Origin of the sequence: Gordonia sp. SGD-V-85 (assembly GCF_001456905.1) — a bacterium.
Lineage (GTDB): Bacteria > Actinomycetota > Actinomycetes > Mycobacteriales > Mycobacteriaceae > Gordonia > Gordonia hongkongensis.
This window is the reverse complement of sequence record NZ_LNQO01000005.1, coordinates 40,711-65,914: the sequence shown is the minus strand read 5'-3', so window position 1 is coordinate 65,914 and position 25,204 is coordinate 40,711. Positions and strand designations below refer to the sequence as shown.

The 25,204-nt window shown below is 68.2% G+C and carries 12 protein-coding genes; 4 read left to right on the top strand and 8 right to left on the bottom strand.

Translation table 11 applies throughout. The features are described 5' to 3' along the window. Positions 1–133: 133 nt before the first annotated feature. From AS181_RS07340 to AS181_RS07325, 4 genes are all read left to right on the top strand, one after another. A complete protein-coding gene (locus AS181_RS07340) occupies positions 134–673 on the top strand; it encodes a Dps family protein (protein ID WP_058250943.1) in 540 nt (179 codons plus the stop codon). 324 nt (positions 674–997) lie between these two features. Then, positions 998–2,206 carry a DICT sensory domain-containing protein gene (locus tag AS181_RS07335; protein ID WP_058250942.1) on the top strand — a complete coding sequence of 403 codons (1,209 nt, stop codon included), beginning with the start codon at positions 998–1,000 and terminating at the stop codon, positions 2,204–2,206. A gap of 353 nt (positions 2,207–2,559) precedes the next feature. After that, positions 2,560–5,970, top strand: a complete 3,411-nt coding sequence (locus AS181_RS07330; protein ID WP_082652884.1) for an arabinosyltransferase domain-containing protein — start codon at positions 2,560–2,562, stop codon at positions 5,968–5,970. Beyond that, complete coding sequence (locus AS181_RS07325) at positions 5,963–9,445, top strand: arabinosyltransferase domain-containing protein (RefSeq protein ID WP_058250941.1); 3,483 nt, start codon at positions 5,963–5,965, stop codon at positions 9,443–9,445. The genes AS181_RS07330 and AS181_RS07325 overlap by 8 nt, the downstream gene beginning before the upstream one ends. Positions 9,446–9,674: 229 nt before the next feature. Here AS181_RS07325 and AS181_RS07320 read toward each other — a convergent pair whose 3' ends face one another. From AS181_RS07320 to AS181_RS07285, 8 genes are all read right to left on the bottom strand, one after another. Next, a complete protein-coding gene (locus AS181_RS07320) occupies positions 9,675–11,225 on the bottom strand; it encodes an acyl-CoA carboxylase subunit beta (protein ID WP_058250940.1) in 1,551 nt (516 codons plus the stop codon). Positions 11,226–11,275: 50 nt separating this feature from the next. Further along, the gene (pks13, locus tag AS181_RS07315) at positions 11,276–16,606 is read right to left on the bottom strand and encodes a polyketide synthase Pks13 (protein ID WP_058250939.1); all 5,331 of its coding nucleotides are present in this window, start codon (positions 16,604–16,606) and stop codon (positions 11,276–11,278) included. A 116-nt stretch (positions 16,607–16,722) separates the two neighbouring features. After that, positions 16,723–18,624, bottom strand: coding sequence for a long-chain-fatty-acid--AMP ligase FadD32 (fadD32, locus tag AS181_RS07310; RefSeq protein ID WP_058250938.1), 1,902 nt, complete (start codon positions 18,622–18,624; stop codon positions 16,723–16,725). A 257-nt stretch (positions 18,625–18,881) separates the two neighbouring features. Continuing rightward, positions 18,882–19,892, bottom strand: a complete 1,011-nt coding sequence (locus AS181_RS07305) for an LLM class F420-dependent oxidoreductase (protein ID WP_058250937.1) — start codon at positions 19,890–19,892, stop codon at positions 18,882–18,884. Between the two features lie 234 nt (positions 19,893–20,126). Then, positions 20,127–21,140 carry a cutinase family protein gene (locus tag AS181_RS07300; RefSeq protein WP_058250936.1) on the bottom strand — a complete coding sequence of 338 codons (1,014 nt, stop codon included), beginning with the start codon at positions 21,138–21,140 and terminating at the stop codon, positions 20,127–20,129. A gap of 1 nt (position 21,141) precedes the next feature. Then, entirely contained in the window at positions 21,142–21,678 is a 537-nt protein-coding gene (locus AS181_RS07295) for a DUF732 domain-containing protein (RefSeq protein ID WP_058251122.1), read from the bottom strand. 270 nt (positions 21,679–21,948) lie between these two features. Then, positions 21,949–23,472 carry an alpha/beta hydrolase-fold protein gene (locus AS181_RS07290; protein WP_058250935.1) on the bottom strand — a complete coding sequence of 508 codons (1,524 nt, stop codon included), beginning with the start codon at positions 23,470–23,472 and terminating at the stop codon, positions 21,949–21,951. A gap of 518 nt (positions 23,473–23,990) precedes the next feature. Then, positions 23,991–24,980 (bottom strand): alpha/beta hydrolase, encoded by a 990-nt coding sequence (locus tag AS181_RS07285; protein WP_004021369.1) that lies wholly within the window; start codon positions 24,978–24,980, stop codon positions 23,991–23,993. Positions 24,981–25,204 lie beyond the last annotated feature (224 nt).

Below are 25,204 nucleotides of genomic sequence, written 5' to 3'. Positions count from 1 at the left end.
TTCCCGTTCCCCACGGTCGGTGCGGCAAACACGCTCGAGGCCTTCGTTATCTCACTGAGATGTGCTGTCTCGGTTCCGTCACTCATGGCCGGCAGTCCTCGTCACTCCGTCGAAACCGGCCTAGCTTCGAGTCATGCCTTCATTCACCGCACCTGGACTCAGCAACGAAGCCGCCAACGAGGTCGTGGGCATCCTGCAGGAGCGTCTCAGCGCGCTGAACGACCTGCACCTCACCCTCAAGCACATCCACTGGAACGTGGTCGGCGCGAACTTCATCGGCGTGCACGAGATGATTGACCCTCAGGTCGAGCTCGTCCGCGGTTACGCCGACACCATCGCCGAACGCATCGCCACGCTCGGCGCGTCGCCGAAGGGCACCGCCAAGGCGATCGAGAACGACCGCTCGTGGAACGACTACTCCATCGGACGCGACACCGCGCAGGCCCACCTCGGCGCGCTCGACCTGGTCTATGACGGGTTCATCACATCGCACCGCGACGGAATCAAGAAGATCGGCGACATCGATCCGATCACCGAGGACATCCTCATCGGACAGACCGCCGAACTGGAGAAATTCCAGTGGTTCGTCCGCGCACACCTCGAGAGCTACACCGGTGAGCTCACCCACGCCGGCGCCAGCGGCGAAAAGGCAGCGGCCGACGCAGCCCGCTGACCTGGCGCAACAGACCGAGTAGCGGGTCACCACACCCCCGGACCCGCCCCGGAGCCGCGGCCGCGACCTTCCGCCCCGTTGGTCGCGGCCGCGGTAACACCTCTCTGTACCCACCAACTACGAACAGGCACTGACACCCGCACCCGGATTCACAGCCGAATACCTTGCGCCGCTTGGGACCTCAGGAACCAAGGGCTTCTCGACCATGTCCACGGTTCGTGGTTTGTTACGCTGACCACAGGCTAATGCCGCGAACAGGATGTGAAGCAATCCGCGTCCACCAGATCGATCGGGGCGCTCTTCCGCTCTGACGGGGAGGCACGTGTGTCCGAAACGCGATCATTCACCCTGTTCGATGATCTGGAGCTCCACATGCAGTTCGCGCCGGTCTGCCGGCTGTCCGATGGCGCTCTCGCCGCCGTCGAACTGCAGCTCCGGGGGCCGGCCGGCACCCGGCTCGCCACCGCCGCCGCCCTCAAACGCGCCGCCCGTCTCGTCGAAGAACACCCTGTACTCGACGAGCGGAAGCGCAAGATGGCCGCGTCCCAACGTGCGCAGTCGCTGGCCAAGATCCTGCCGCTGCTGGTCTCCCTCGATCTCGACCTGATCGACAACCTCGACGACGAGACGGCGCGAAGCCTCGAACGTCACGTCATGGTCATCCTCCCCGACGCCGTCGAACGCAGCCCGCAGCGGACACTCGCCCGCGTCGCCCGCGCCCGGGCGGCCGGCAAGATTATCTGCGTCGACGGGCTCGTCCGCAGCGAGCACGCGGCCACGCTGCTCTCCCTCGTCGAACCCGACATCATCGTCACCGGTGCCGAACTGCTCACGTCGCAGACCAACTCCGACGCCGCGCACCTCGCCCACGCGCTGGCCGCGCACACCGAACGCAGCCATGCCGTCGTCATCGCCGAGGGCGTCGACGACGAGGCCACCCGGATCACTGCCCAGACGATGGGCGCCGCCTTCGGTATCGGCGACCTATACCCCGCCGTGACCGACCCGTCCGTCCTCGCCACCCGGACCGTCGTGCCGCTGCCCGAGATGCCGGTGTGGACCACTCCCGGCCCGGACAAGTCGACGCCGTACCGCATCGCGTCGACCTCGATCCCGCCGCGTATGGGCAACAAACGCCTGCTCATCGAGATGAGCAAGGCACTCGAGGAGCAGGCGGCGATCGGCGGCGCCGCGATCGTGCTGGGCACCTTCCAGTTCGCCGAACACTTCACCTCGCGAACCGCCAAGCGGTGGCGGGAGATGTCGGAGAAGACCGGCCTGGCCGGGGTCTACGGTGTCGGGTTGCCCGACATCCGGGACGGGAACGTCCACCGCGCGCCGCTCGACGCGGAGGACGACCTGATCAACGAGTGGAATGTCGCCGTCCTCGGGCCACATTTCGCGGCGCTGCTCTCGGCGCGCGACCAGCACGACGCCGGTCCCGATCTCGAGCGCACCTTCGAGTTCGTGCAGACCTACGACCGCATGACCGTCACCCAGGCCGTGCACTCGATCCTCATGCGGTTCTCCTGATCCGAGTCGCGCGCGGGACGTGACCTCGACGGACGCGGCGGCCTCGCTGCGCTCGGACGACGCTGCTCGGCCAGCGGGCGGAACTCCGGCGGCCTCGCAGCGCTCGGACGACGCTGCTCGGCCAGCAGGCGGGGAGCCGGCGGCCTCGCAGCGCTCGGACGACGCTGCTCGGCCAGCGGGCGGAACTCCGGCGGTCTCGCTGCACTCGGACGACGCTGCTCGGCCAGCGGGCGGGGAGCCGGCGGTCTCGCCTCTCCCGCTGGTTGAGCAGGTGACGAGCGCAGCGCGAAGCCGTGTCGAAGCCACCCAGGCCACATCGACTATCCGGTCAGGGGATTTGGGTTTGTCACAGCATGGCTGACTACGATGCGCCTGTGCCGAAGTCGCCTGAAGTGTCCGCTGGCAACGCCGACACCACCGTTGGAGCTGCTGCCCAGCGTGCGTCCGGCGCACCGCAGTCCCGCACCGTCGCGCTCGTCGCCGCGGTCGCCGGGCTCATCGCCGTCGTCGCCGGCGTCCTGACCCCGTTCCTGCCCGTCAGCACCTCGACGGCGTCGATCACGTGGCCACAACAGACCGGCACTTCGGCATCGGTCACGGCTCCGCTCGTGGCGCAGACCGCCCGGAACGTCGACATCTCGATCCCGTGTCGCGTGCTGTCGACGACCCCCGCCGACACGTCGACCGTCGTGCTGTCGACGATGCCCGCGGCCGCGGTGAAAGCGCGGGACAACGGGCTGTTCGTCGTCGCCGACGCGAACGGCGTATCCGTCACCAACCGCAACAAGACGCTCGCCTCGGTGCCGCGGGACGCGCTGGCCGGTTGTACCGAACTCCGCATCTTCTCCGACTCCACGACGACCGGCGCGCAGTTCGTCGGTCTGCCCCCGGGACCGGCGATCGCGGGCGGCGGCGCCATCGGCCTCGCCGAACCGGCGTCGAACCCGCAGATCACCGGCATCTTCACCGACCTCACGCCCGAACAGCTCCGGGCCGCCCCGGGTGTCGACGTCCGCCTCGAGATCGACGATCGCTTCGACTCGTCGCCGTCGATCCTCAAGTGGGTGGTGATGGTCGTCGGCGTCGGAGCCGCGATCGTCGCGCTCGTGGCCGTCGGACGCCTCGACCGCATCCACGGCTATCACCGACGAGTCGGCCGGCGCCTCCGGTGGCGCCGGGTCCTGCGCCCCGGCCCCACCGACATCGGCGTGACGGTGACGCTGGTGGTCTGGCACTTCCTCGGGGCGGGGTCACCCGACGACGGTTACATCCTCAACATGGGGCGCAACGCCGCCGACGCCGGATACCTCGCGAACTACTACCGCTTCTACGGCATCCCCGAGGCACCGTTCGACTGGTACTACAACTTCCTGGCGTACTGGTCGACCATCTCGACGACCGGCCTGTGGATGCGGCTCCCGTCCCTGTTCGCGGGTCTGGCCGCCTGGTTCATCCTCAGCCGAGTCCTCCTGCCCCGACTGGGTGGCGCCGTGCGGCGGTCGCAGTGGGCGATGCTCACCGGCGCGGCGGTCTTCCTCGCGTTCTGGCTCCCGATGTGTTCGGGACTGCGCAGCGAGGGCATCATCGTCCTCGGCACCCTCGCGACCTGGTGGGCGGTGGAGGTCACGGTCTCGACACGACGGATGCTGCCGGCCGTCATCGCCGCATTCACTGCCGCGCTGACGCTCGCCCTGGCCCCGCATGGTCTCGTCGCGCTCGCCCTGCTCATCGCGAGCGCCCGGCCCATGCTCCGCATCCTGGTCCGACGCCGCGCCGAAGACGGACTCCTGCCGCTGCTCGCCCCGCTTCTCGCGGGTGTGGCCCTGGTCATCATCATCGTCTTCCGCGACCAGACCCTGGCGACCGTCTTCGAGGCCCTGCGGATCCGTTACTCGGTCGGTCCGACGCTGGCGTGGTATCAGGAACTCCTGCGCTACTACTTCCTTGCGGTGAACACCACCGACGGCGCCCTGGCCCGCCGCATCCCGGTGCTCCTGTTCGCCGTGTCCATGTTCGTCGTCCTGGCGATCATGTTGCGCCGCAAGCGGATCGACGGCATCGATCCGGGCGCGGTGTGGCGGGCACTGGGCGCCTCCCTGCTGACGATCCTGTTCCTGTCGTTCACGCCGACGAAGTGGACCATCCAGTTCGGCATCTTCGCCGGCCTCGGCGCGGCGCTGGCCGCCGTCGCCTGCGTGGCGATCGGGCAGGCGGCGCGCCGCACGCTCCGCAACCTGTCGATCCTGGTCGCCGGGCTGCTGGTGGCGTGCGCGGCCGCAGCGGCGGGCAAGAACGCCTGGCCGTGGCCCTACAACTTCGGCATCGCCTGGTTCGACAAGGCACCTGTCGTCGCCGGGATCCAGGTGTCGACCGTGCTCCTCGCGCTCGCGGTGGTGGCATTGCTGTTCGCCATCTGGCAACACCTCCGGATGGACTTCGTCGACGAGACCGGCCTCGCCCATGACCGCGGTGCCGCGCCCGCCGGCTGGCGCATCGGGGTCGCCTCCGCGCCGATCGCGGTGATCGCCGTCCTCATCGTCGTCAGTGAACTCGCGGTGTTCGCGAAGGCCGCGACCAGCCGCGCGGACACCTTCACGATGCTGTCCGCCAATCTCGACTCCGCGCGCGGAAACACCTGCGCGATGGCCGATTCCGTGCTCGTCGAACCCGATCCCAATCGCGGCATGCTGACGCCGGCGGACGGCGGCACGGCGTCGTCGACGCTGCAGGGTCAGTCCCAGGGATTCCGTCCCGACGGGGTGAAGCCCGATCTGACGCCGCAGGCCGGAGCCCAGAAACCCGGCGCGATGAACACCTCGGCGGACCTGTCGAAGACGTTCATCGTCTACGGCAGCAACCCGGGAACCACCGGCGGCGTCGGGCCTCGCGGCGTCAACGGCAGCACTGCCGCACTGCCGTTCGGTCTCGATCCGGCGACCACACCCGTGCTGGGGAGCCACGAGACCAACAGCGGCCAGGCCACTCTGACCACCGGTTGGTATCGCCTGCCCGCCCGCGACTCCTCGCCGCTGATCGTCATCACCGCCGCCGGCGCGGTTTTCACGCTCGACCGGGACGGCGTCCCGAACTTCGGGCAGGCGTTGGAGGTCCAGTTCGGTAGGGAGTCCGAAGCCGGCGCCGGGAGCGAAGCGAGCGGGCCGAATGTTCCTGCCAACGGACAGTTCGAGGAGGTCGGCGCGCCCGCGATCCCGATCGACCCCGAGCGGACCAACCGCCCGTGGCGAAACCTGCGCATCCCGATGGACCGCGTTCCCGCTGATGCGACCGTGATGCGGATCGTCGCCCGGGACAACAACCTCGACCCGGACCAATGGCTCGCGGTCACCCCGCCGCGGGCCCCGGTGCTGCAGACCCTCCAGACCGTCGTCGGCTCCACCGATCCCGTGCTCATCGACTTCGCCGCCGGCGCGGTGTTCCCGTGCCAGCGTCCGATGACCGCCCACCACGGCGTCTTCGACCTCCCGCAGTGGCGCATCCTGCCCGAGTCGTGGATCGCCAACTCGCAGTCCAAGACCTGGATGGCCACCGAGGACGGCGGACTGCTGGCGCCGGTGGAGGCGCTCACGCGGCCGTCGACCCTCGCCACCTACCTCGACGACGACTGGTACCGCGAGTGGGGCAACCTGCAGCGCCTGACCCCGTTGGTGCCGCAGGCGCGACCCGCGGAGGTGCAGACGGGAACGTCGACCACCTGGGGATGGTCGCGCCCCGGCCCGATCAGGGTGGTGCCCGAAGATGACTGACCCCGACCACTCGCACGCCGAACCGGCGACGCGGCACACCGGAGAGAACCAGGCAGACGTGGCAGACACCGACACTTCTTCCCGAAGTCCCGCCGACACCGCGTCATTCGTGAGTGACCGCCGCCCGGGCTTCGCCGAACGCCACGCCGGCACCGCGCGTATCGTCGCGATGGCCGCGGGCATCGTGGGCATCCTGCTAGCACTGCTCAGCCCGTTCCTGCCGGTCGACTACACGAAGGCCGAACTGACCTGGCCGCAACAGGGTTCGGTGGCGAACGTCGCCGCACCGAACGTGTCGTTCGTCCCGGTCTCGATGGACGTCACGGTTCCGTGTGCACTCGGCGCGTCCTTGCCCGCGTCCGGCGGAGTGCTGTTGTCGACGGTGCCCGAAGGCGGCGCGGAGGCAGGCAAGGTCGGCCTCTTCGTCCGGGCCACCGCTGACTCGCTCCAGGTCGTGCAACGAAACGTCGTGCTGCTCAACACTCCTCGCGCGGCCGCACAGTCGGCGCCGGACTGTCGGATCGTCGTCGAATCCGACACCGAAGGCACGCGGGGGTCGATCCAGGGTCTGCCGGAGAACGCCGCCGGCGCCGGGAGCGGAGGGAGCGGGCCGAATGACGATGAGGCCGGCGCTGTCCGGTCCTTCGATCTGCGGGATCCCAACGCCCGGCCGCAGATCATCGGTGTGTACTCGAGCCTTCCGGCCGACGTCAGCACCGACGGACTCTCCTTCCGGTCGACCATCGACACCCGGTTCGTCTCCACGCCCACGACACTCAAGTTCTGGCTGCTGGTCCTCGGCATCGCGTCGACGATCCTCTCCCTTGCCGCGCTGGCGGTCCTCGACGCCCGCGACGCGCGCGGCCATCACAAGATCTTCCCGGCGGGCTGGTGGCGCGTACGCCCGGTCGACGGAGTCGTCACCCTGGTGCTGCTGATCTGGTTGTTCGTCGGCGGCAACACCGCCGACGACGGATACCAGGTGACGGTCGGCCGGATCGCCGGCGAGGCCGGTTATCTCGACAACTACTACCGCTACTTCGGTGTCCCGCAGGATCCGTTCGGCTGGCACTACCACTACCTGTCGGCGTGGATGGAGATCAGCACCGCGACGCCGTGGTTGCGATTGTTGCCGTTCCTGTTCGCGATGGCGTCGTGGTGGTTGATCAGCCGGGCGGCGATCCCCCGTCTCGGGCGGGCCGTCCGCGAGTCGACGCCGGCGATCTGGGCTGCCGCCCTGGTCTTCCTGGCGGTGTGGATGCCGTACAACAACGGACTGCGCGTCGAGCCGCTCATCGCGCTGGGCACCATCTTCACCTGGGTGTGCGTCGAGCGCGCGATCGCCACCGGCCGGTTCTTCCCGCTGACGATCGGCATCATCTCCGCGGCGTTCACCCTCACCATCCATCCCACCGGCGTCATCGCCTCGATCGCCCTGATCGCCGGCATCCGGCCGCTCATCAAACGTCTCGCGGTGCGCCGCAAGCGCGACGGTCTGTGGCCGTTGCTTCTCCCGATTCTCGCCGCCGGGCTCGCGGTGATGTTCGAGATCTTCGCCGACCAGCCGCTGGCACCGATCCTGGAAGCGGTGTCGGTCAACGGACAGGTCGGCCCCACCAACAAGTGGTGGGAAGAGCCGATGCGCTACTACATGCTGATGAATCCGACCGCCGATGGCGGAATCGCCCGGCGTTTCGGCATTCTCATCGTGTTCACCTGCTTCGTCCTGGTCGTGGTGATGCTGCTCAACCGGCGCCGCCTGCCCGGCATCGCCACCGCACCCACGTGGCGTCTGGTCGCCATGGTCGCCGGCTCGGCCGTGCTGATGGCATTCCTGCCGACCAAGTGGACCCACCAGCTCGGTGTGTACGCCGCGATCGGCGGCGCGCTCGCCGCAGTGGCGACCGCCTGCGCCGATCGCACGATCATGCGTCGTCGCCGCAACCGGACCCTGTTCGCCGCCGCCTGCGCATATGTCCTGGCGCTCGCGTTCTCCGGACGCAACCAGTGGTGGTACGTCGGCAGCTACGGAATCCCCTGGCGGGACGCGGTTCCCGACGTCCGGGGCATCCCGCTCTGGACCGGGATCCTCGCGGTGGCAGTAGCGCTGACCGCCCTCGGTCTGTGGCAGCATTTCCGCGACGACTACGTCGACGACGCCGTCCGGACCGGTGCGTCGCGGTCGGTGTTCGCCCGACTCCGCAGCCCGTCGATCATCGTCGTGTCGACCATCATGTTGCTGTTCACCCTGGTGTCATTCGCGAAAGCGGACTGGACGCAGCGCAATTCGTGGTCGTGGCTGAGCTCGAACGTCAACGCGCTCCAAGGACAGCCGTGCGCACTCGCCGATGCCGTACTGGTGGAGGACGATCCGAACGCCGGACTGCTGTCACCCGCGCGAGTGGCGGGACAGGACAACCCGTCGCCGGGCGCCGCGCTGGCCGGAACCGGGATGGAAGGGTTCGACCCCAACGGAGTGGCGTCGGACCTGTCCGAGGAGACCGAAGAGGAAGCCGAGGAGTCCTCGTCGGGCACCTCGACCGCGGAAGTCGACCGCACCCAGTCCGATCCGACCGAGGACGGCACCGGCGCCGAGACCGACACCACGACCGGTTCCAGCGACACCAGCGGTGGGCAGACCGCCCAGGCCGGCGTCAACGGGTCGACCGTGAAGCTGCCGTTCGGTCTGTCACCGAGCCAGACCCCGGTCCTCGGAACCTACAACTCCCCCAGCGGCACCGGTCGCCTCACGTCCGACTGGTATCAGTTGCCGGAGAACCCCTCCGGCGAGCAGCCGCTCGTCACGATGTCGGTGGCGGGGCAGGTCGAGTACATCGACGACCTCGCCGTCACCCGGCCCGGACAGCGAGTGCGACTGCAGTTCGGCCGCGTCGCGCCGGACGGCACGGTGGCACCGGCCGGTCAGATGGTGCCGCTCGACATCGGTGGTGCCCCCGAGTGGCGCAACCTGCGCTTCCCGATGGACCAGGCGCCCCCGGGCGCGACGGTGGTCCGCGTTCTCGCCGAGGACACCTCGACGCTGCGCGACCAGTGGCTGGCCGTCACCCCGCCGCGCGTCTCGTCGATGGTGACGCTGAATTCGCTGGTGGGCAGCGAGGATCCGGTGCTCATCGACTGGGAGGCCGGTCTCGCCTTCCCGTGCCAGCGTCCCGCCCAGGTGAAGTACGGGGTCCTGGAGACACCGGAGTGGCGGATCTCGCCGGACCGCGAAGGCGAACGGGTCAACTCGCAGCGCTGGATGGCCGGCGACTCCGGCGGCCCGCTCGGCATCATCGAGAACGAGTTGCGGCCGCGCGTGTACCCGTCGTACCTGCGCAACGACTGGGCCAAGGATTGGGGCATGCTTCAGAGCCTGACCCCGATCCTCCCGCAGACCGACGCCGAATTGACCATCACCACCGACACCCACCACGGACTCTGGACCCCGGGACCCATGCGGGCGGTGAAGAACTAGGCAGTCCTGCTACCCGCGCACTACCACGCACTCTGCTCCCCGAGGAGCGCCCGGACCTTGCGGAGGGCGCGTCGTCACGAAGGGGTCTTCGCGACCCGAGTCACCAAGACCCTTCGTGACGCTCGCAAGCTCGCTCCTCAGGGAGCAGGGGATCTGCAACTTTCTCGGATCAGGGAGCGGAGGGCGGTACAGGTAGCGCTCGCACCTCAGAGCGGAGCGAGGCCCGTCGCTAGATCGGCATCAGGAAGTGCTTGCGCGGGGTCTTGAGGACCTCCTTGTCGCGCAACTGCGCCAACGCCTTGCGGAGCTGCAACCGGGTCTCGGCGGGTTCGATGACCGCGTCGACGTAGCCACGCTCGGCGGCGAGGTAAGGGGTGGCCATCATCGTGTTGTAGAAGTCGATGAACTCGCGGCGGATCTTGTCCGCCTCGGCGGCCGAGAGACCTTCGGTCTGGCGTCGGGTCAGCACCGCGGCCGCCGACTCGGCGCCCATCACCGCGATCTTCGCTGTCGGCCAGGCGAAGTTGACGTCGGCACCGAGGTGCTTGCTGCCCATCACCGCGTAGGCGCCGCCGTAAGCCTTGCGCAGCACGACGGTCACCTTGGGGACATCGGCTTCGACGTAGGCGTACAGGAAGCGGCCGGAGCGTCGGATGGTGCCCTTCTGCTCCTCCGCGAGACCCGGGAGGATGCCCGGGGTGTCCACCAGGAACACCAACGGGATGCTGAAGGCGTTGCAGATGCGCACGAAACGCGTCGCCTTCTCCGACGAGTCGGTGTCGAGCACACCCGACATCACGCTCGGCTGATTGGCGACCACACCCACCGACCGGCCGTCGACCCGTGCGTACCCGGTGATGATGTTGGGCGCGAACAACTCTCCCACCTCGTGAAAGGCGCCGTCGTCGAACAGCTTGATGATGATGTCGTGCATGTCGTACCCGGCGTTGTCGTTGTCGGGCATGAAGTCGTTGAGCGACAGATCGGACTCGGTGATCTCCGGCTCGAGACCCGGGTTGACGACGGGCGGCCGCTCGTAGGCACTCGACGGCATGTACTGCAGGTACTCACGGACCCAGTCGAACGCGGACTTCTCGTCGGGGGCGACGTGATGGATGTTGCCCCACCGCGCCTGATTGTGCGCGCTGCCGAGGTCCTCGGCCGAGATCTCCTCGCCGTTCACCTGTTTCAGCACATCGGGTCCGGTCACGAACATGTACGACTTGTCCTCGACGGCCACCAGGATGTCGGTGTTGGCGGGGGTGTAGACCGCGCCGCCGGCGCACTTGCCCAGGATCACCGAGATCTGCGGCGCGAGACCGGAGAGCAGATCGTTGCGGCGACCCATCTCGGCGTACCACGCGAGTGAGGTGACGGCGTCCTGAATCCGCGCGCCGGCCGAGTCGTTGATACCGACCATCGGGCAGCCGATCTTGCCCGCCCACTCCATCAGCGAGGCGACCTTGCGGCCGAACATCTCACCGACGGTTCCGCCGAAGACCGACTGGTCGTGGGAGAACGCCGCCACCGGGCGCCCGTGCACCAGCCCGTGTCCGGTGACCACGCCGTCGCCGTAACCACTCTCGGCCGCACCCGGCATCTTCGCCAGCGCACCGATCTCGACGAAGGTCCCGGGATCGAAGAGCATGCTCAGACGCTCACGCGGAGAACAGATCCCCTTCGCCGCGCGTTTCGCGAGCGCCTTCTCGCCTCCCGGCTCGCGAGCGGCCTCCAATTTCTGACGGAGGTCGGCGAGCTTGCCTGCGGTGGTGTCAGCCACGGTGTCTCACTTTCTACGCGACCACTGATTGACGATGAGCAGCCGTGCCGCTACTGCTCATCGAGCCGTCCGACCCGCGCGGCCAGGTCGTTGCCGATCTTGGCGATGTACGGCTCGTCGACGATCGAGAGGTGGTCACCGCCGACGTGGATGATCTCCAGGTCGTCGACGACCTCACCCCAGCGGCCGTCTTCGTCTATCTCGGCCCACTGCGGTTCGAGTTCGACGGCGCCGGCGTGCATCTTGTCGGCCCGGTACAGCACGACCTTGCCGTCGTAGGGTTCCGGCGCGATGCTGCTCAGCACGCGGTTCTCGATGAACGAGGTCCGCTGGTGTTCGATGATGCCGCCGGGGATCTTGGTGCCCGACATCGACATCATCTCCATGATGATCGCGAACTGCCCCTCGTCGTCGGCCTCGACGAGCCGATCCATCGGGATCGGTACATCGGGGTCGAGGTCGTAGTTGCGGATCGCGAACTCCTTCCAGCGCTCGAGCCGCGCCCGCTTGCTGTCCGGCGTCTCGGTCATGTCCGCGCGAGGGCGCACCACGTCGATGAGGCCCACGAAGGCAACTTCTTCCCCGGCCTCACGCAGGAGTTGCGCGACGCCATAGGCGAGCGCACCGCCGAAGGACCAGCCGACCAGCACGTACGGGCCGTTCGGCTGCAGCTCACGCAGGCGCGGAAGGTATTCGCGCACACGGTCTTCGATCGATCCCTCGACTCCACGGTCGAAGCCGATGACGGGCCGGTCCGCCGGCAGACGCTTCAGCAGCGCCTCGTAGGCGGAGGTGTTCCCGCCCGCGGGATGGAACAGCAGGATCGGCGTAGGATCGCCGGCGGACGGGTCATAGACCTTCTTGCCGTCCGGGACGAGGCGCAGGTAGCGCAGGAACCCGTCGGTCGACGCGCCGGCATCGAGATGCTCGCGCACGTAGTTCGACATCTCCTCGATCGTCTCGGAGTCGAGGATGTCCTCGACGTCGAGATCTCCGCCGGTACGCTCGTTGAGGCGATCGGTGAGCTGCTGGGCCACGTCCTCCGACAGCACCGGCAGCTTGTTGAAGATGCCGCCGGCCGAGGCCTTGGTGACCACCGCGTACGTGCCGAAGGTCAATCGCTCGGCGGCATCCCGCGGCGGCACGTCCGAGCCGGCCGCCTCGGCGACGGCCCGCTGCGAGGTGATGTCGGTGGCCGGCTTCGGGGTTGCCGCGGGAGCGGCCGACTCCTCGACCGCCTCCTCGCGTGACGACACCTCCGGTTCGGGCGAGTTCGCGACCGCCTGCTCGACGTCGGCCAGATCCTCGGCGATGTGCCGCTTCGGCTCCGGCGACTGCTCGCCGGGCTTGTCGGACTGGCCGGCCGGTGCGGAGGCTGCCGACTCACCACCGCCGGCGTTCTGCTCGTCGATGTAGGCATTGAGCGCCGCGGTGTCGAGTTCGCCACCGCCGGCGGCATTCTGGGCGAGATCGTCGAGCTGATCGCGATGCGTCACCGCGAAGTCGACGAACTTCTCGACGTCGGCGAGGTTCGCCTGGCGCATCGCCTGCAGTTGCAGCTGCGGGATGTCGAACTCGTACTCGACGCGGTTCTTGATCCGCACCGCCATCAGCGAGTCGAGACCGAGCTCGATCAGCGGGATCTCGCGCGGCAGGTCCTCGGGGTCGTAGCCCATGGACTCGCCGACGATGATTGCGAGCCGATCACCCACCGTCTCACCGGATTCGGGACTCCATCGGTTGCCGATGTCGTCGACGACGTCGTCCTCGACGACCACCGTGTCATCGGCGAACACCTCGGCACCGGACCGTTTCGGGGCTGCGGGCGCGGCCGTGACCTCGCCTGCGGTGTCGTCGAGGTCACCGGTCACCGCCGCCTCGAACAGCAGCTGGAAGTTCTTGTCCGCCTTGGCGTGCACGGTCACCGCCGCACCGCCGGGATGCGGGCTCAGCGTCGTCGTGAGGGTTCCCGATGCCGGGATGGCGCTGTGCGCGACCGACGCCCCGACAGCCGCATTCGCCAGGACCTGGGCCGCCGCGGCACGCACCAGTTCACGCGGATCGGTGACCGCGGCCGCGTTGACCTCCCAGGCGTGACGGCCGTCGGGCAGTGCCACGTGCGATCCCGGGACCGTGCCGGCCGAGCCGCCCGAGGAGATCTTCGCGGTGAGCCAGAACTCTTTGCGCTCGAAGCGGGTACGCGGAATGGCCGCGTGACCACCGCGACCGAACAGCGACGCGACGTCGACCGGATGTCCGTGCACGTAGAGCTTCATCAGCGCGTTGACGAGTCCGTAGCTCTCGTCCTCCTTACGCCGCAGCGTCTCGATGAGCTCGGCGTCGTGCAGCCCAGCCGAGAAGGTCACCGCGGCAACGGAGATCAGGACGGCCGGGTTCGGCGAGAGCTCCAGGAAGGTGCGGTGGCCGTTCTCGACCGACTTCGCGATCGCCTGGCTGAACCACACGCTGTGGCGCAGGCCCTTGGTGAAGTAGTCGATCGTGTGGACGGGCTCGTGGCCGGCGCGGTAGAAGACCTCGCGGTCGACCGAGCTGTAGAACCCGGTGGTGGGCCGCAGCGGCGTGATACCGGTGAGCTCGTAGGCCAGTTCACCCAGCAGCGGGTCCATCTGCGAGGTGTGGCTGGCGCCCTTGGTAGCCAGTTTGCGTCCGAGCTTGCCCTCCTTCTCGGCACGCTCGACGATGGCGTCGACCTGCGACTCCGGTCCGCCGATGACGGTGTGCGTCGGAGCGGCGTAGACGCAGATCTCGAGGTCGGGGTAGTCGGTGAGGACGTCGGTGATGTCCTCGGCGCTGTACTCGACGAGCGCCATCAGGCGGATGTCGTCGCCCTGGAGCATCGACTCGCCCTCGCCCATCAGGCGCGAGCGCTGGCAGATCACCCTGGTCGCGTCTTCGAGCGAGAGGCCGCCGCTGATGTACGCGGCCGAGGCCTCGCCCATCGAATGCGGCACGAGCACACCGGGTTCGGCGCCGTGGTGCCGCAGGGTGTCGGCGAGCGCGACCTGGATCGTGTAGATGCCGACCTGGCTCTGCTCGATGCCGTAGGTCTGCTCGTCGTCGACGAACATCTCCGCGATCGAGTACCCGAGCTCGTTCTGCACCAGCTCGTCGACCCGGTCGACGTACTTGGCGAAGATCGGGTTCTCGGTGTAGAGCTGCTTGGCCATCTTGCGGTGCTGCGAACCGAATCCGGAGAGCAGCCAGACCGCGGACGCGGCGTCGGGCGAATCCGACGAGTAGACAAGCGGATTGCTCTTGCCCTCGGCCACCGCACGGACGCCGGTGATCGCGTCGTCGTGCGTACGGGCCATGACGACGGCGCGCGAGCGTCCGTGGTTGCGGTGTGCCAGCGCGCGGCCGATGTCGGCGAGCGGCGTCGACCGTCCCTCGTCGGACTCGAGCCACTCGAGCAGGTCCGCGGCGGTCTTGCGCCGACGCGACGGCAGGAAGCCCGAGATGACCAGCGGCACAACCGAACCCTCGACCGCGCACGGTGCGAAGCCGGCGGCCGGATCCGACGCGGTCTCTTCGATCACCGGATCGACGTTCTTCGCCTGCGCGGCGAGCACGGCACGCTCGGCCTCGGTCAGGTAGACGTCGTCGTCGAGATCGGGTTCGTCGACGAGCGACGCCGACGCCGGCAACTCGGATGCGCCCGCATGGCCTGCGGGCGCGGACGCCGGCGCGAGATCCTCGGGCCGCACCTCGCGGACGACGACGTGCGCGTTGGTGCCGCCGAAACCGAATCCGGAGACACCGGCGACGGCATGACCGGAATAGCGCGGCCACTCGGTGGCCTCCGGGATGACCTTGAGATTGTTGGCGTCGAACTGGATGTACGGGTTGGGGCCGCTGTAGTTCAGCGACGCCGGGATGGTGCCGTGCTGCATCGCGAGCACGACCTTGGCCAGAGCACCCGCGCCCGCGGCCGACTCCATGTGGCCGTAGTTCGTCTTGACCGATCCGAGCAGCATCGGCGAGCCGGGGAGGCGTCCGCGACCGACCACGCGGCCCAGGGCGTCGGCCTCGATCGGATCGCCGAGGATGGTCCCGGTGCCGTGGGCCTCCACGTAGTCGACGGTGCGCGGATCGATCGCGGCGTCGGCATAGGCGTCCCGCAGGACGTCGACCTGCGCCTCGGGGTTCGGGGCCGGCAGGCCGTTCGAGCGACCGTCGCTGTTGACCGCCGAGCCCGCGATGACCGCGAGGACGTCGTCGCCGTCACGACGCGCGTCGGACAGTCGCTTCAGGACGAACAATCCGCCGCCCTCGGCGCGGATGAATCCGTCCGCGTCGGCGGAGAACGCCTTCACGTGTCCGTCCGCCGCCTGGGCGCCGATCTTGTCGAAACCGAGGGTGGCCGCCGGGTTGATGATCATGTTGACGCCGCCGGCCAGCGCGAGGTCGGATTCGCCGGTCCGCAGGCTGCGGACGGCCTGATGAACGGCCACCAGCGACGACGAGCACGCGGTGTCGAGGGCGATCGACGGCCCGCGGAAGTCGTAGAAGTAGGACACCCGGTTCGCGACGATCGCGGTGGAGGTGCCGGTCAGCGCATACGCGGCGGTGTCCTCGGCGCCCTCGCTCAGGCCGAGGGTCGCCAGCAGCTGGTAGTCGTTCGTGGAGGAGCCGATGAACACACCGACCGGAGCGCCCTTGAGATCGCTCGGCGGGATGTGCGCGTGCTCGAGTGCCTCCCAGGTCAGCTCGAGCGCGAGACGCTGCTGCGGGTCGACCATCTCGACCTCGCGCGGGCTCATCTGGAAGAAGTCGGCGTCGAAGGTGCGGACGTCGTCGAGGTAACCGCCCTTGGTGTTGGCCGCGTCGAGGATCTCGACGAGCCGGGGATCGGACCGGAACTCCGACCACCGATCCGCGGGCAGGTCCGAGACACCGTCGACGCCGGCGATCAGCGCGTCCCACGTCGACTCGGGCGTCGTGCCCGACTTCGGGAACCGGGTCGAGAGCCCGACGATCGCGATGTCGTCGTCCGCGTTGCGCTCGCGCCGCCAGAAGGTGTCCGCATCGCCGTCGGCGCCCTCGTCGGGATCGCCCTCGATGATGCGCTGCGCGAGCGTGGCGATCGTCGGATGGTTGTAGACGACCGTCGCGGTGAGGATCACCCCGGTCTTGTCCTCGACGTCGGCGGCGAGCGCCACGGCGTCGCGAGACGAGAGACCGAGCTCCTCCATGGGACGGTCGACGGCGATCTGCTCGACGGGGAGCCCGGTCGCCTGTGACACCCACTCGCGCAGCCAATCACGAAGCTGGTCGACAGTGAGGTCACCGGCGGTCTCGCCATCGGTGCCGGCCGCGGCGGAATCGATACTGCGGGCCTCGTCGGTATTCAGTTCAGACATCGCTTCCAGACTACTGATCTCGGGGCACCTGAACTGGTGCCGGGTGCATTATCAGCCCGCGGGGTGTCCGGGCGCGGCAACTCGACGCACTCACCCCGCCCGGGTCCGCAGATTCGCTACTCGGCGTCCGGGAACGCCGTCTGCTTGTAGCCGCCCCGGAGACTGCCGTCGATGTAGGCCGCACGGGTCGCGCGCCGCGCGATCTTGCCCGACGACGTGCGCGGGATCGAGCCGGCCGGAACCAGCAGGACGTCGCGGACCATCACGCCATGACGCTGGGCCACCGCGGCACGCACGGTGTCGGCGACCTCCTGCGGGTCGGCCTTGCGGCCGGGTCCGCGCTCGGCGACGATGACCAGTTGCTCGGACGCGTCGTCGGCGTCGGGCTTCAAACCGCTGCCGGCGAACTCGAACACCTCGCCCGGCAACTGATTGGCCGGCACCGAGAACGCGGCGACGAAGCCGGGGCGCAGCGCGTCGCTGGCTTCCTGCGCGCTGTACTCGAGGTCCTGCGGGTAGTGGTTGCGGCCGTCGACGATCACCAGGTCCTTGACTCGCCCGGTGATGTAGAGCTCACCGTCGAGCCAGACCCCGAAGTCGCCGGTGCGCATCCAGATCGCGTCCGCGGGCGCACCCTCGGCGTGACTGTTCTCCGGGAGCGGGGTGACGAGCTTGTTGTGGAATGTCTCCTCGGTCTCCTCCGGCTTGTTCCAGTAGCCGGCGCCGATGTTCAGACCATGCAACCAGATCTCCCCGACATGGCCGTCGGGCTGTTCGGTCGCCGTCTCGGTGTCGACGATGGTGGCCCACTGGCTCACCGCGACCTGACCACACGACACCTGCGCGACCGCGTTGGGCGCGTCGGAGTCGACGAGGGTGAAACTGCCGGCGTTGAGGTCGTCGCGGTCGACGTAGACGACCTTCGCCTCGTTCTCGCGCTGCGTCGCGGACACGAACAGCGTGGCCTCGGCCATGCCGTAACAGGGCTTGATCGCCGTCTTCGGCAGCCCGTACGGCGCGAACGCCTCGTTGAACTTCTTCATCGAGCTGACCGTGACCGGCTCCGACCCGTTGATCAGACCGATGACGTTGGAGAGGTCGAGCTCCTCGCCCTCCTTCGGCAGACCGCGCGCGGCGGCGTGCTCGAAGGCGAAGTTGGGAGCCGCGGCGAAGGTCTCCGCGCCGTCGGCGGCGGCGGCGAGCTCCTTGATCCAGCGACCGGGACGGCGAACGAAGGCCTGCGGGCTCATGATCGTGATGTAGCGGCCGCCGAGCGCAGGCAGGATCACGGTGAGCAGACCCATGTCGTGGAACATCGGCAGCCAGGTGACGCCGCGGGCCTTGCGATCGATGCCGATGGTGTCGGAGATCTGCAGCACGTTCGCGGCGACCGCCTGATAGGTGATCTCCACACCGGCCGGGACGCGCGTCGAACCCGAGGTGTACTGCAGGTAGGCGACGGTGTCCTTGTTTTTGTCCTGACCGGCGACCGGTGCCACCCAGCTCGACCCGACCGAGTCGGGGACGGCGTCGACGGCGATGACGCGCGGTCGCTCCTTGGCCGGCAGCGGCGCGAAGAAGTCACGCACCGCCTCGGCGGACTTCGTCGAGGTGAGGATCGCGGTCGGCTTGCAGTCGTCGAGGACCGCGTGCAGTCGGTCGGTGTGTCCGGGCTCGTCGGGGGAGAACAGCGGGACGGCGACGTTGCTGGCGTAGAGCGCCGCGAAGAACCCGATCACGTACTCCAGCGACTGGGGCGCGAGGATCGCCACGCGGTCGCCCGGCTTGGTGACCTGCTGCAGACGTGCTGCGACGGCGCGGAGTCGCTTGCCGAACTGCGCCCACGTCAGATCCTGGGGCTCGCCATCGCGTTCGCGGCTGTAGTCGATGAACCGGTAGGCCAGTGTGTCGGCCTGTTCGCGGACGTTCTGCTCGACGTAGTCGACCAGGGTCGCTTCCTCGGTGAAAGAGATGTTCCCGGTCTCATCGAGAAAGTCTTCGAGTTCAGTACTCAGCATTCATTACTCCTGTGCCCCCTCGTGGACTCCCCCACGCGGGCGCAGTTCTCCGGCGAGGTCTTGGCGACACCACCACGCAGTCCTGCTGTCCACGTCCTGTGCCGACCGCGGGATACGGTAGCGCACGTCCAGTTACCCAACGAAAAACTCGCGTTCGTCATGCTCGGCTTCGCATGAGCGCGCGTCGCCCTTCGACGCGCGCCCCCGGGTTCACCGACCCGTCACCTCGCTGTTGACTCGCGAGACCGTCGGCCATCCTACTCCCCCTTCAATTGCGCCAGCACGGGCGCAAAAGCATCCATCTGCGTGGGGAACACCCCTACGTAGGACATGGTGGTGCGGCGGCGCACCTCCCGGATCTGGTCGGCGATCTCGTCGAAGCTCCCGATCGCGATGTACGGCGAGGTCAGCACGTCGTCGACGGTGAACTCGGTGTCGTGCGCGATGTTGGGCGGATAGCCCTGTTCGAGCGCCTTCAGCGCCATCTCGGCGGTGGCGACCCGATCGTCGGTGATGACGATGACAGCGATCGTCCAGTTCAGTTCGAGCTCGTCGAACCGGTCGCCGGCGACCTGCCGGATCCGGTCGACACGCTCGGCGGTCTTCTCGATGGTCATGTCGGACAGCTTCATCTTGCCGTCGGTGGTGGTGCCGGGCGCGACGGAGATGATGTCGGCGTGCTTGGCGGCCAGGGCGAGCATCTTGGGTCCACCGCCGCCGACGGCGATCGGCGGACGCGGTCCCTGCCGCGGCCGTGGACTCCCCTCGAGGCCGTTGATCTGATAGAACTCGCCGTCGAAGTTCACCGTCTCCCCGCGCATCAGGCCGTCGAGGACGGTCAGCGCCTCGTCGAGGCGACGGATGCGGACGCCGGGCGACTCGAATTCGATGCCGGCCTTGTCGAACTCCTCTTTCATCCACCCCGCGCCGATGCCCAACTCGAGTCGTCCCCTGCTCAGGACGTCGATCGTGTTGGCCTCCTTGGCGAGGAGGGCGGGATGACGCCAGCCGTTGGCCAGCACCGAGGTCGCGAGGCGGATCGTGCTGGTGGCCTGCGTCAGCGCGCCGAGGGCCGCGAGCGGACCGACCTGGTTGCCGAGGTGGTCGGGCACCGCGAAGGTGTCGTAACCGTATTCCTCGGCCGTCTGCGCCAGCTTGACGAACTTGCGGGCACCGCCCTCGTCCTTGTTGCCCTCACCACCCGCGCCGAAGCGGAACCTCCGCAATCCGGCCGAGGTGGCACCGGCATCGCTCGGGGGTTGCGTCATCGCTGTCCTCTCATCGTGATCGCCGGCTGGTGAGGTCGCGTGCGGCGTCTGCGGCGCACTGCGGTGTTCCTCGGGCCAGCCCAACACGTTAATGCAGCGTGACGGCGCCGCCAAACGAATCGGCCGCAGCCGCGACAAGAGGTTACCGGCCGGTTAGTTCGACGATGCGGGCGGTCGGGTGAGTCGCGTCTGAAGACGCTTCTATCCGGTCAGCCGTGACCGGCAGGCTGCCGGTCAGTTGTGCTTCGGCTGGGGTGCGTCCTCGATGAGATCCTTGGACCAGTCGTACATCCACTGGGTCGCGGTCTGACCGTCGTTCTCCCAGTAGCGGGTGGTCGCGTACATCGCGTGGACGGGGTTCGACGCCGCGTTCGCCAGCTTCGACACCGCCGCCAGCGGGTTGACGATCGTCGGCGAGTCACAGATGAGATCGCCCGGGGCGCAGATGGATTGAACCCGGTCACGGAGGTCGCCGAAACCGCCGGTGCGCGGGCCGGTCATGGAGATGCCGGGAACGAGGTTGCCCATGCCGCCGAGCGCGATCTCGGCACCCACGCCGTTCGGGCTCGGCTCGATGTCGTTCTGCTCACCCGGTTGGCGCCGACCGTCGGCGATCAGCCCGACGCCCAGCACGAGATCCTGGTCACCGTCCTCGAGGACGCCCCGGCCGTTGCCGATGTTGCTGGCCAGATCGCCGGCGATGACCGCACCCTGACTGAATCCCATGATCACGTAGCTCGTCAGCGGGCAGCGTTCGTTGGTGGAGATGATCTTGCCCGCCGCGCGCTTGTACCCCTGCGTGCGTGACACGTTGTAGTCGGCCTGCCGGTCGGCGAGGTTGGTCGGATTCCGGAACTGCGCCGTGTAGGGAACGGTGTAGATCTCGCTGCGGGACGAGTCGAAGTCATTCGAGAGGGCACGCGACACGCGCAGCATCAACGAGTTCGGATTCGCCGACGGCGCGTACGGATCGTCGTCGGCGCTGGACTCCCAGGTCCCGGGCACGACGACGGTCAGGACGTCCGGGCAGTCCGCCGGCTGTGCATCCGGCCGTTCTTTCGACGGCGGGGTCGTCGACGGCCCGCCGGGGCCGATCGGCGCGGGTCCCGGAGCCAGCCACACCAGGACCAGCACGACGATGAGCACGATCGCGATGACCGCGAGCGCGAGGAGGAGCAGCGCGAAAGCGCCGAGCCGCCGGACGGGACCCTTCCGGGTGCGGCCCGCGGCGTTGCGTCGAGCGGCCACGTCAGCAGTAGTGCTGTTCGGCCGCGCGGATGACCTTGTCGGCCTTCGAGTTCGCTTCCTCGACGTTGTCCGCCCCCGGACCCACGGAGGCGGTGACGAAGGCCTTCACCATGCTCGGGTCGGTGCCCTTCTGCTTGGCACCACAGACGTACTTCGCCATCGTCAGGGCCACTGAATTGTCGTTGTCACCCATGAACGTGACGTCCTGCTGCTTCAACGCGGCGAGATACGCGCGGGCCTTGTCGTCGAGCGGCTGGCCGCTGGGTCCGGGGAAGCTGGCCGGGACCTTCGTGCTGGGGTTCGGTTCGGTCGCCGGCAGCTCCGACGTGCCGCCGGGCGTGGACGGGGTGGTCTCCTCGGATGTAGAACCCGGCGACGCGCTCGTCGAGGGAGCGGCCGAGTACAGCGATGTCGTCGTGACCGGGTTGTTGGTGATCGGCGCACTGGCCGTCGAGTCATCGGCGCAGGCCGACACGGACCCGAGCGCGAGAGCGAGGCCCGTCACGGCCAGCACCAGCCGCACACACTTCGTTGTCATCGCCACTTCCTGCCGAACCTTTCGGGTCGAGATCAACGCACCGCCGGACGGTCTCGTCCGGCGACACTCACGTCCGGCCTGCGGCCGATCGCAACGCAGGGGCACCCTGCATCGCACACCACGTCAGGCTACCGTCCGCGCGGGGCCGTTCCGGCCGCCGCACCAGCACCACCTGCGGTAACGGTCCGATTCCTCAGCGAAGTTTCAGGCCGTACACACGTGGGGTCGAGGTTGGGGCACCGTCGGCGCCCCGCCCCCTCCATCTGACCGTCACTTCAGGACCTTGGTGCCGTCCTTCGCCGTCCAGGTGATCCGGCCGTGCTCGAAGTGGTTGACGCGGCCCTTGCCGTCGCGGGTCGGGAGTTCGTCGGTCGTCGGCTTGCCGAGACGTCCGCTCGGTCCACCGGCAGCGACGTAGGCGCCACCGATCGCGCCGGTGACGATCTTCGGACCCTTCGGGCCGGTGAACATGCGTCCGCCGGCGAAGTCCTGTGCCTTGCCACCGGCAACCGCGTACGACGGGGTGAGGCAGCCCCCGAGCGTCGCCTTGTTGGCGTCCCAGACCTTGCGGAAGGCGCCGTCGACGCGGCATGCGACCGCGTCGCGCGACAGTCCGAGTGCCGCGGCGGCCTGCGGCCACGCCTGCATCATCTCGAACTCCCAGTACGGCCAGGTGTGGGTGCCCGACGGCCGGTAGTTCGCCTGGCCCGGAATCCCCTTGCGGTTCAACTGGATCGCGAACTGTTGCGAGGTCACGCGGCTCAGCATCTCGAGTCCGACGCCGGAATAGTTGGTCGCGAGCATCGGGATGTCCGACGGCTTGTCGTGCGGCCCGACCATGCCGTTGCCCGAGGAGACGTACAGGCTCGTGCCCTGCAGTTTGTCGACCATCAGATAGGGGTCGTGCTCTTTCCACGCCGGATCGGAGGGCGGGCCGAACATCTTCATCGAGTCGTAGCCGCCACCGTCGCGCACCGCGAACTGGATGGCCTGCGGCATGCCGAACGAACTCAGCTGCAGGATCCCCGAGAACGACGCCGCGAACTTGTAGAAGCCGGGATTGCGCGCGGCCAGCATCATGGCCGCGGAGCCACCCATCGACAGGCCCTCGATGCCGCGGACGTCCGTGGAGCGCCAGTCGTTCTCCAGGATGGGCGGCAGTTCCCGCATGAGGAACGTCTCCCACTTGTAGTTCTTGCCGCGGTCAGGTTCCTTCCAGTCGGTGTAGAAGCTCGACTCACCACCGATCGGCAGGATGACGTTGACGTTCTTGTCCTTGTAGAAGTCGACGATCTTGGTGTTGATGATCCAGCCGCTCTGATCGTCCTGCGCGCGCAGGCCGTCGAGCATCGTCAGCTGCGGGAACTTCTCCTTCGGCTTCGCGTGCCAGTCACGGGCCAGCAGGATCTGCACCTGGATGTTGGTGTTCATCGCCGGCGAGTAGACCCACAGGGCCACGCGCCGGTCGGTGTACCAGTAGGTGTTCGTCACCCTCGCCGGCTGGGCGGCCGGCTCCGACGCCGGAGCGACCGGGGCGCGCGAGTTCGGTGGCGCGGGCGCGGGAGCGCTCGGCGACGCCGGGGGCGCGGGCGGGGCCGCGGGGGCAGGCGGGGCCGGAGCGGGCTCGGCGCCGGCGAGACCGTTGCCGATGACCAACACCGCGGCGGTTGCCAGCGCGACCACGGCCGCCGTCACCGGGCGAAGGGTCGCCCGACGACCGGCCGGGCGCGCGTCACCCTGTCCTGCGTCAGCCGGTCGCGCGTCGACCCTGCCTATACCACTGTTTCGCCGCATCACTCTCCAGAACTCCTTCGCCCCTGTACGCCGGCGCCCGCAGCGTCGTGACCGATTCCCCGTCAGTCACACATGCCTCATGAGTATCAAACGCCTCAGGAGTTTCTTACACGGCGCAGCGAGACATGTCCGCACGCCACGCTGTGACACGTGGGATTTTTGTGACAGTTGATATCCCGGCCTGCTCCCTGAGGAGCGCCCGGAGCCTGCGGAGGGCGCGGCTGCTTCTGCTCCCTGAGGAGCGCCCGGAGCCTGCGGAGGGCGCGGCTGCTTCTGCTCCCTGAGGAGCGCCCGGAGCCTGCGGAGGGCGCGTCACGAAGGGTTTGGCGACGTCATCTCACCAGGACCCTTCGTGACGGCCTCCGCAAGCTCCGGCCTCCTCAGGGAGCAGTGGTTGGGCTTGTCGTGGTCCACGACGGCCGTCATCCCGCAGATACCGAGGAGCGAGCTGACACGACGACGCCCCGCCCGGAAACCCGGGCGGGGCGTCGTGTGGCCGGCGAACCGGCGATGTCAGATCAGCGGAAGAACCCGCGGTTCTTGGCGTTCCAGATCATGTCCTGCCAGTAGCCCCAGGCGTGGGTGCCGTTGGCGTAGTAGGTCATCAGCGGGACGCCCTGGACGAAGGCCGCGGCCTCGAAGGCCTTGGACTGCGTGAAGGCGAGCAGCTCGAGGGTCGAACCCTTGAACAGGTCGTCGAACACGTTGGGCAGTGCGTTGTAGCGGCCGAACAGACCGTTACCGGAACCGACGAAGACCTTCATTCCGCGCATCAGGCCGATGTTCCAGAAGGGATCGTTCTGGAACCAGCGGATGCTCCACGGCGGGCCCCACATCGCGTCGATGTTCCACGGCTTCGGGTCGACGTCGAGCATCGCGAGGCGCAGCGCGGTACGCATGCCGGGTGCGCTCAGGAAGTTGTAACCCGAGAGCGAGCCGGCGCGGTCGAAGTGCTGGCGGTTCTGGGCACCGAGGACCAGAGCGGCGTTACCGCCCATGGACAGGCCCATGATGGCGTAGCGCTTCGACGGTCCGACGCGGAAGCCGCGGGCGTCGAGCGCACTGATGAGAGTCCGGCTGATGACACAGTTCCAGCGGTACCGGTAGGGCTGCCGGTTGAAGTTGCTGGGTGCGTCCCAGTCCGTGTAGAAGCTCGCGGGTCCACCGATGGGCTCGACGACGTTGACGCCGGACTTCACCATCTCCTGGACGTTGGTGTTGATCTCCCAGCCGCTGTAGTCGTACTGGGCGCGCATGCCGTCGAGGAGGATGACGGTCTTGTAGTTGCCGGGCTTCTTCCAGGCGCGGACCTTGACGTTCGGCATCCCGCAGCCGTTGACCCAGAACTCCTGCTTGCCGACCTGCGTTCCGCCGATCCGGGCGTTGGCCTGGCCGGCGACGACGCCGGTCAGTCCCACAACTGTCAGGATGGCGACGAAAGCGGCGATCAACCGGTTGCTCATCCGGTTGCGCGCAGGCCTCGGCGCCTCGGTGGCAGCTTCACGCATGTACAGAATCTCCCTCTTCAGCCGATCGGCCGGAACTCATGGTCCCCGGTGGCCTACCGGTCCTTGTGCGTCACACATTTTTCGTCCCCCGGCTCATTGCGCGGCGCGACGTCGTCCACGAGTCGTTCTCGCATGCGATTCACCGTCGGCGAGCCTATTCGATGCCCCCGAACGTGACAAACCATGTGATCGCGATCACAACCCCCGTCACTTCGACGTCCCAG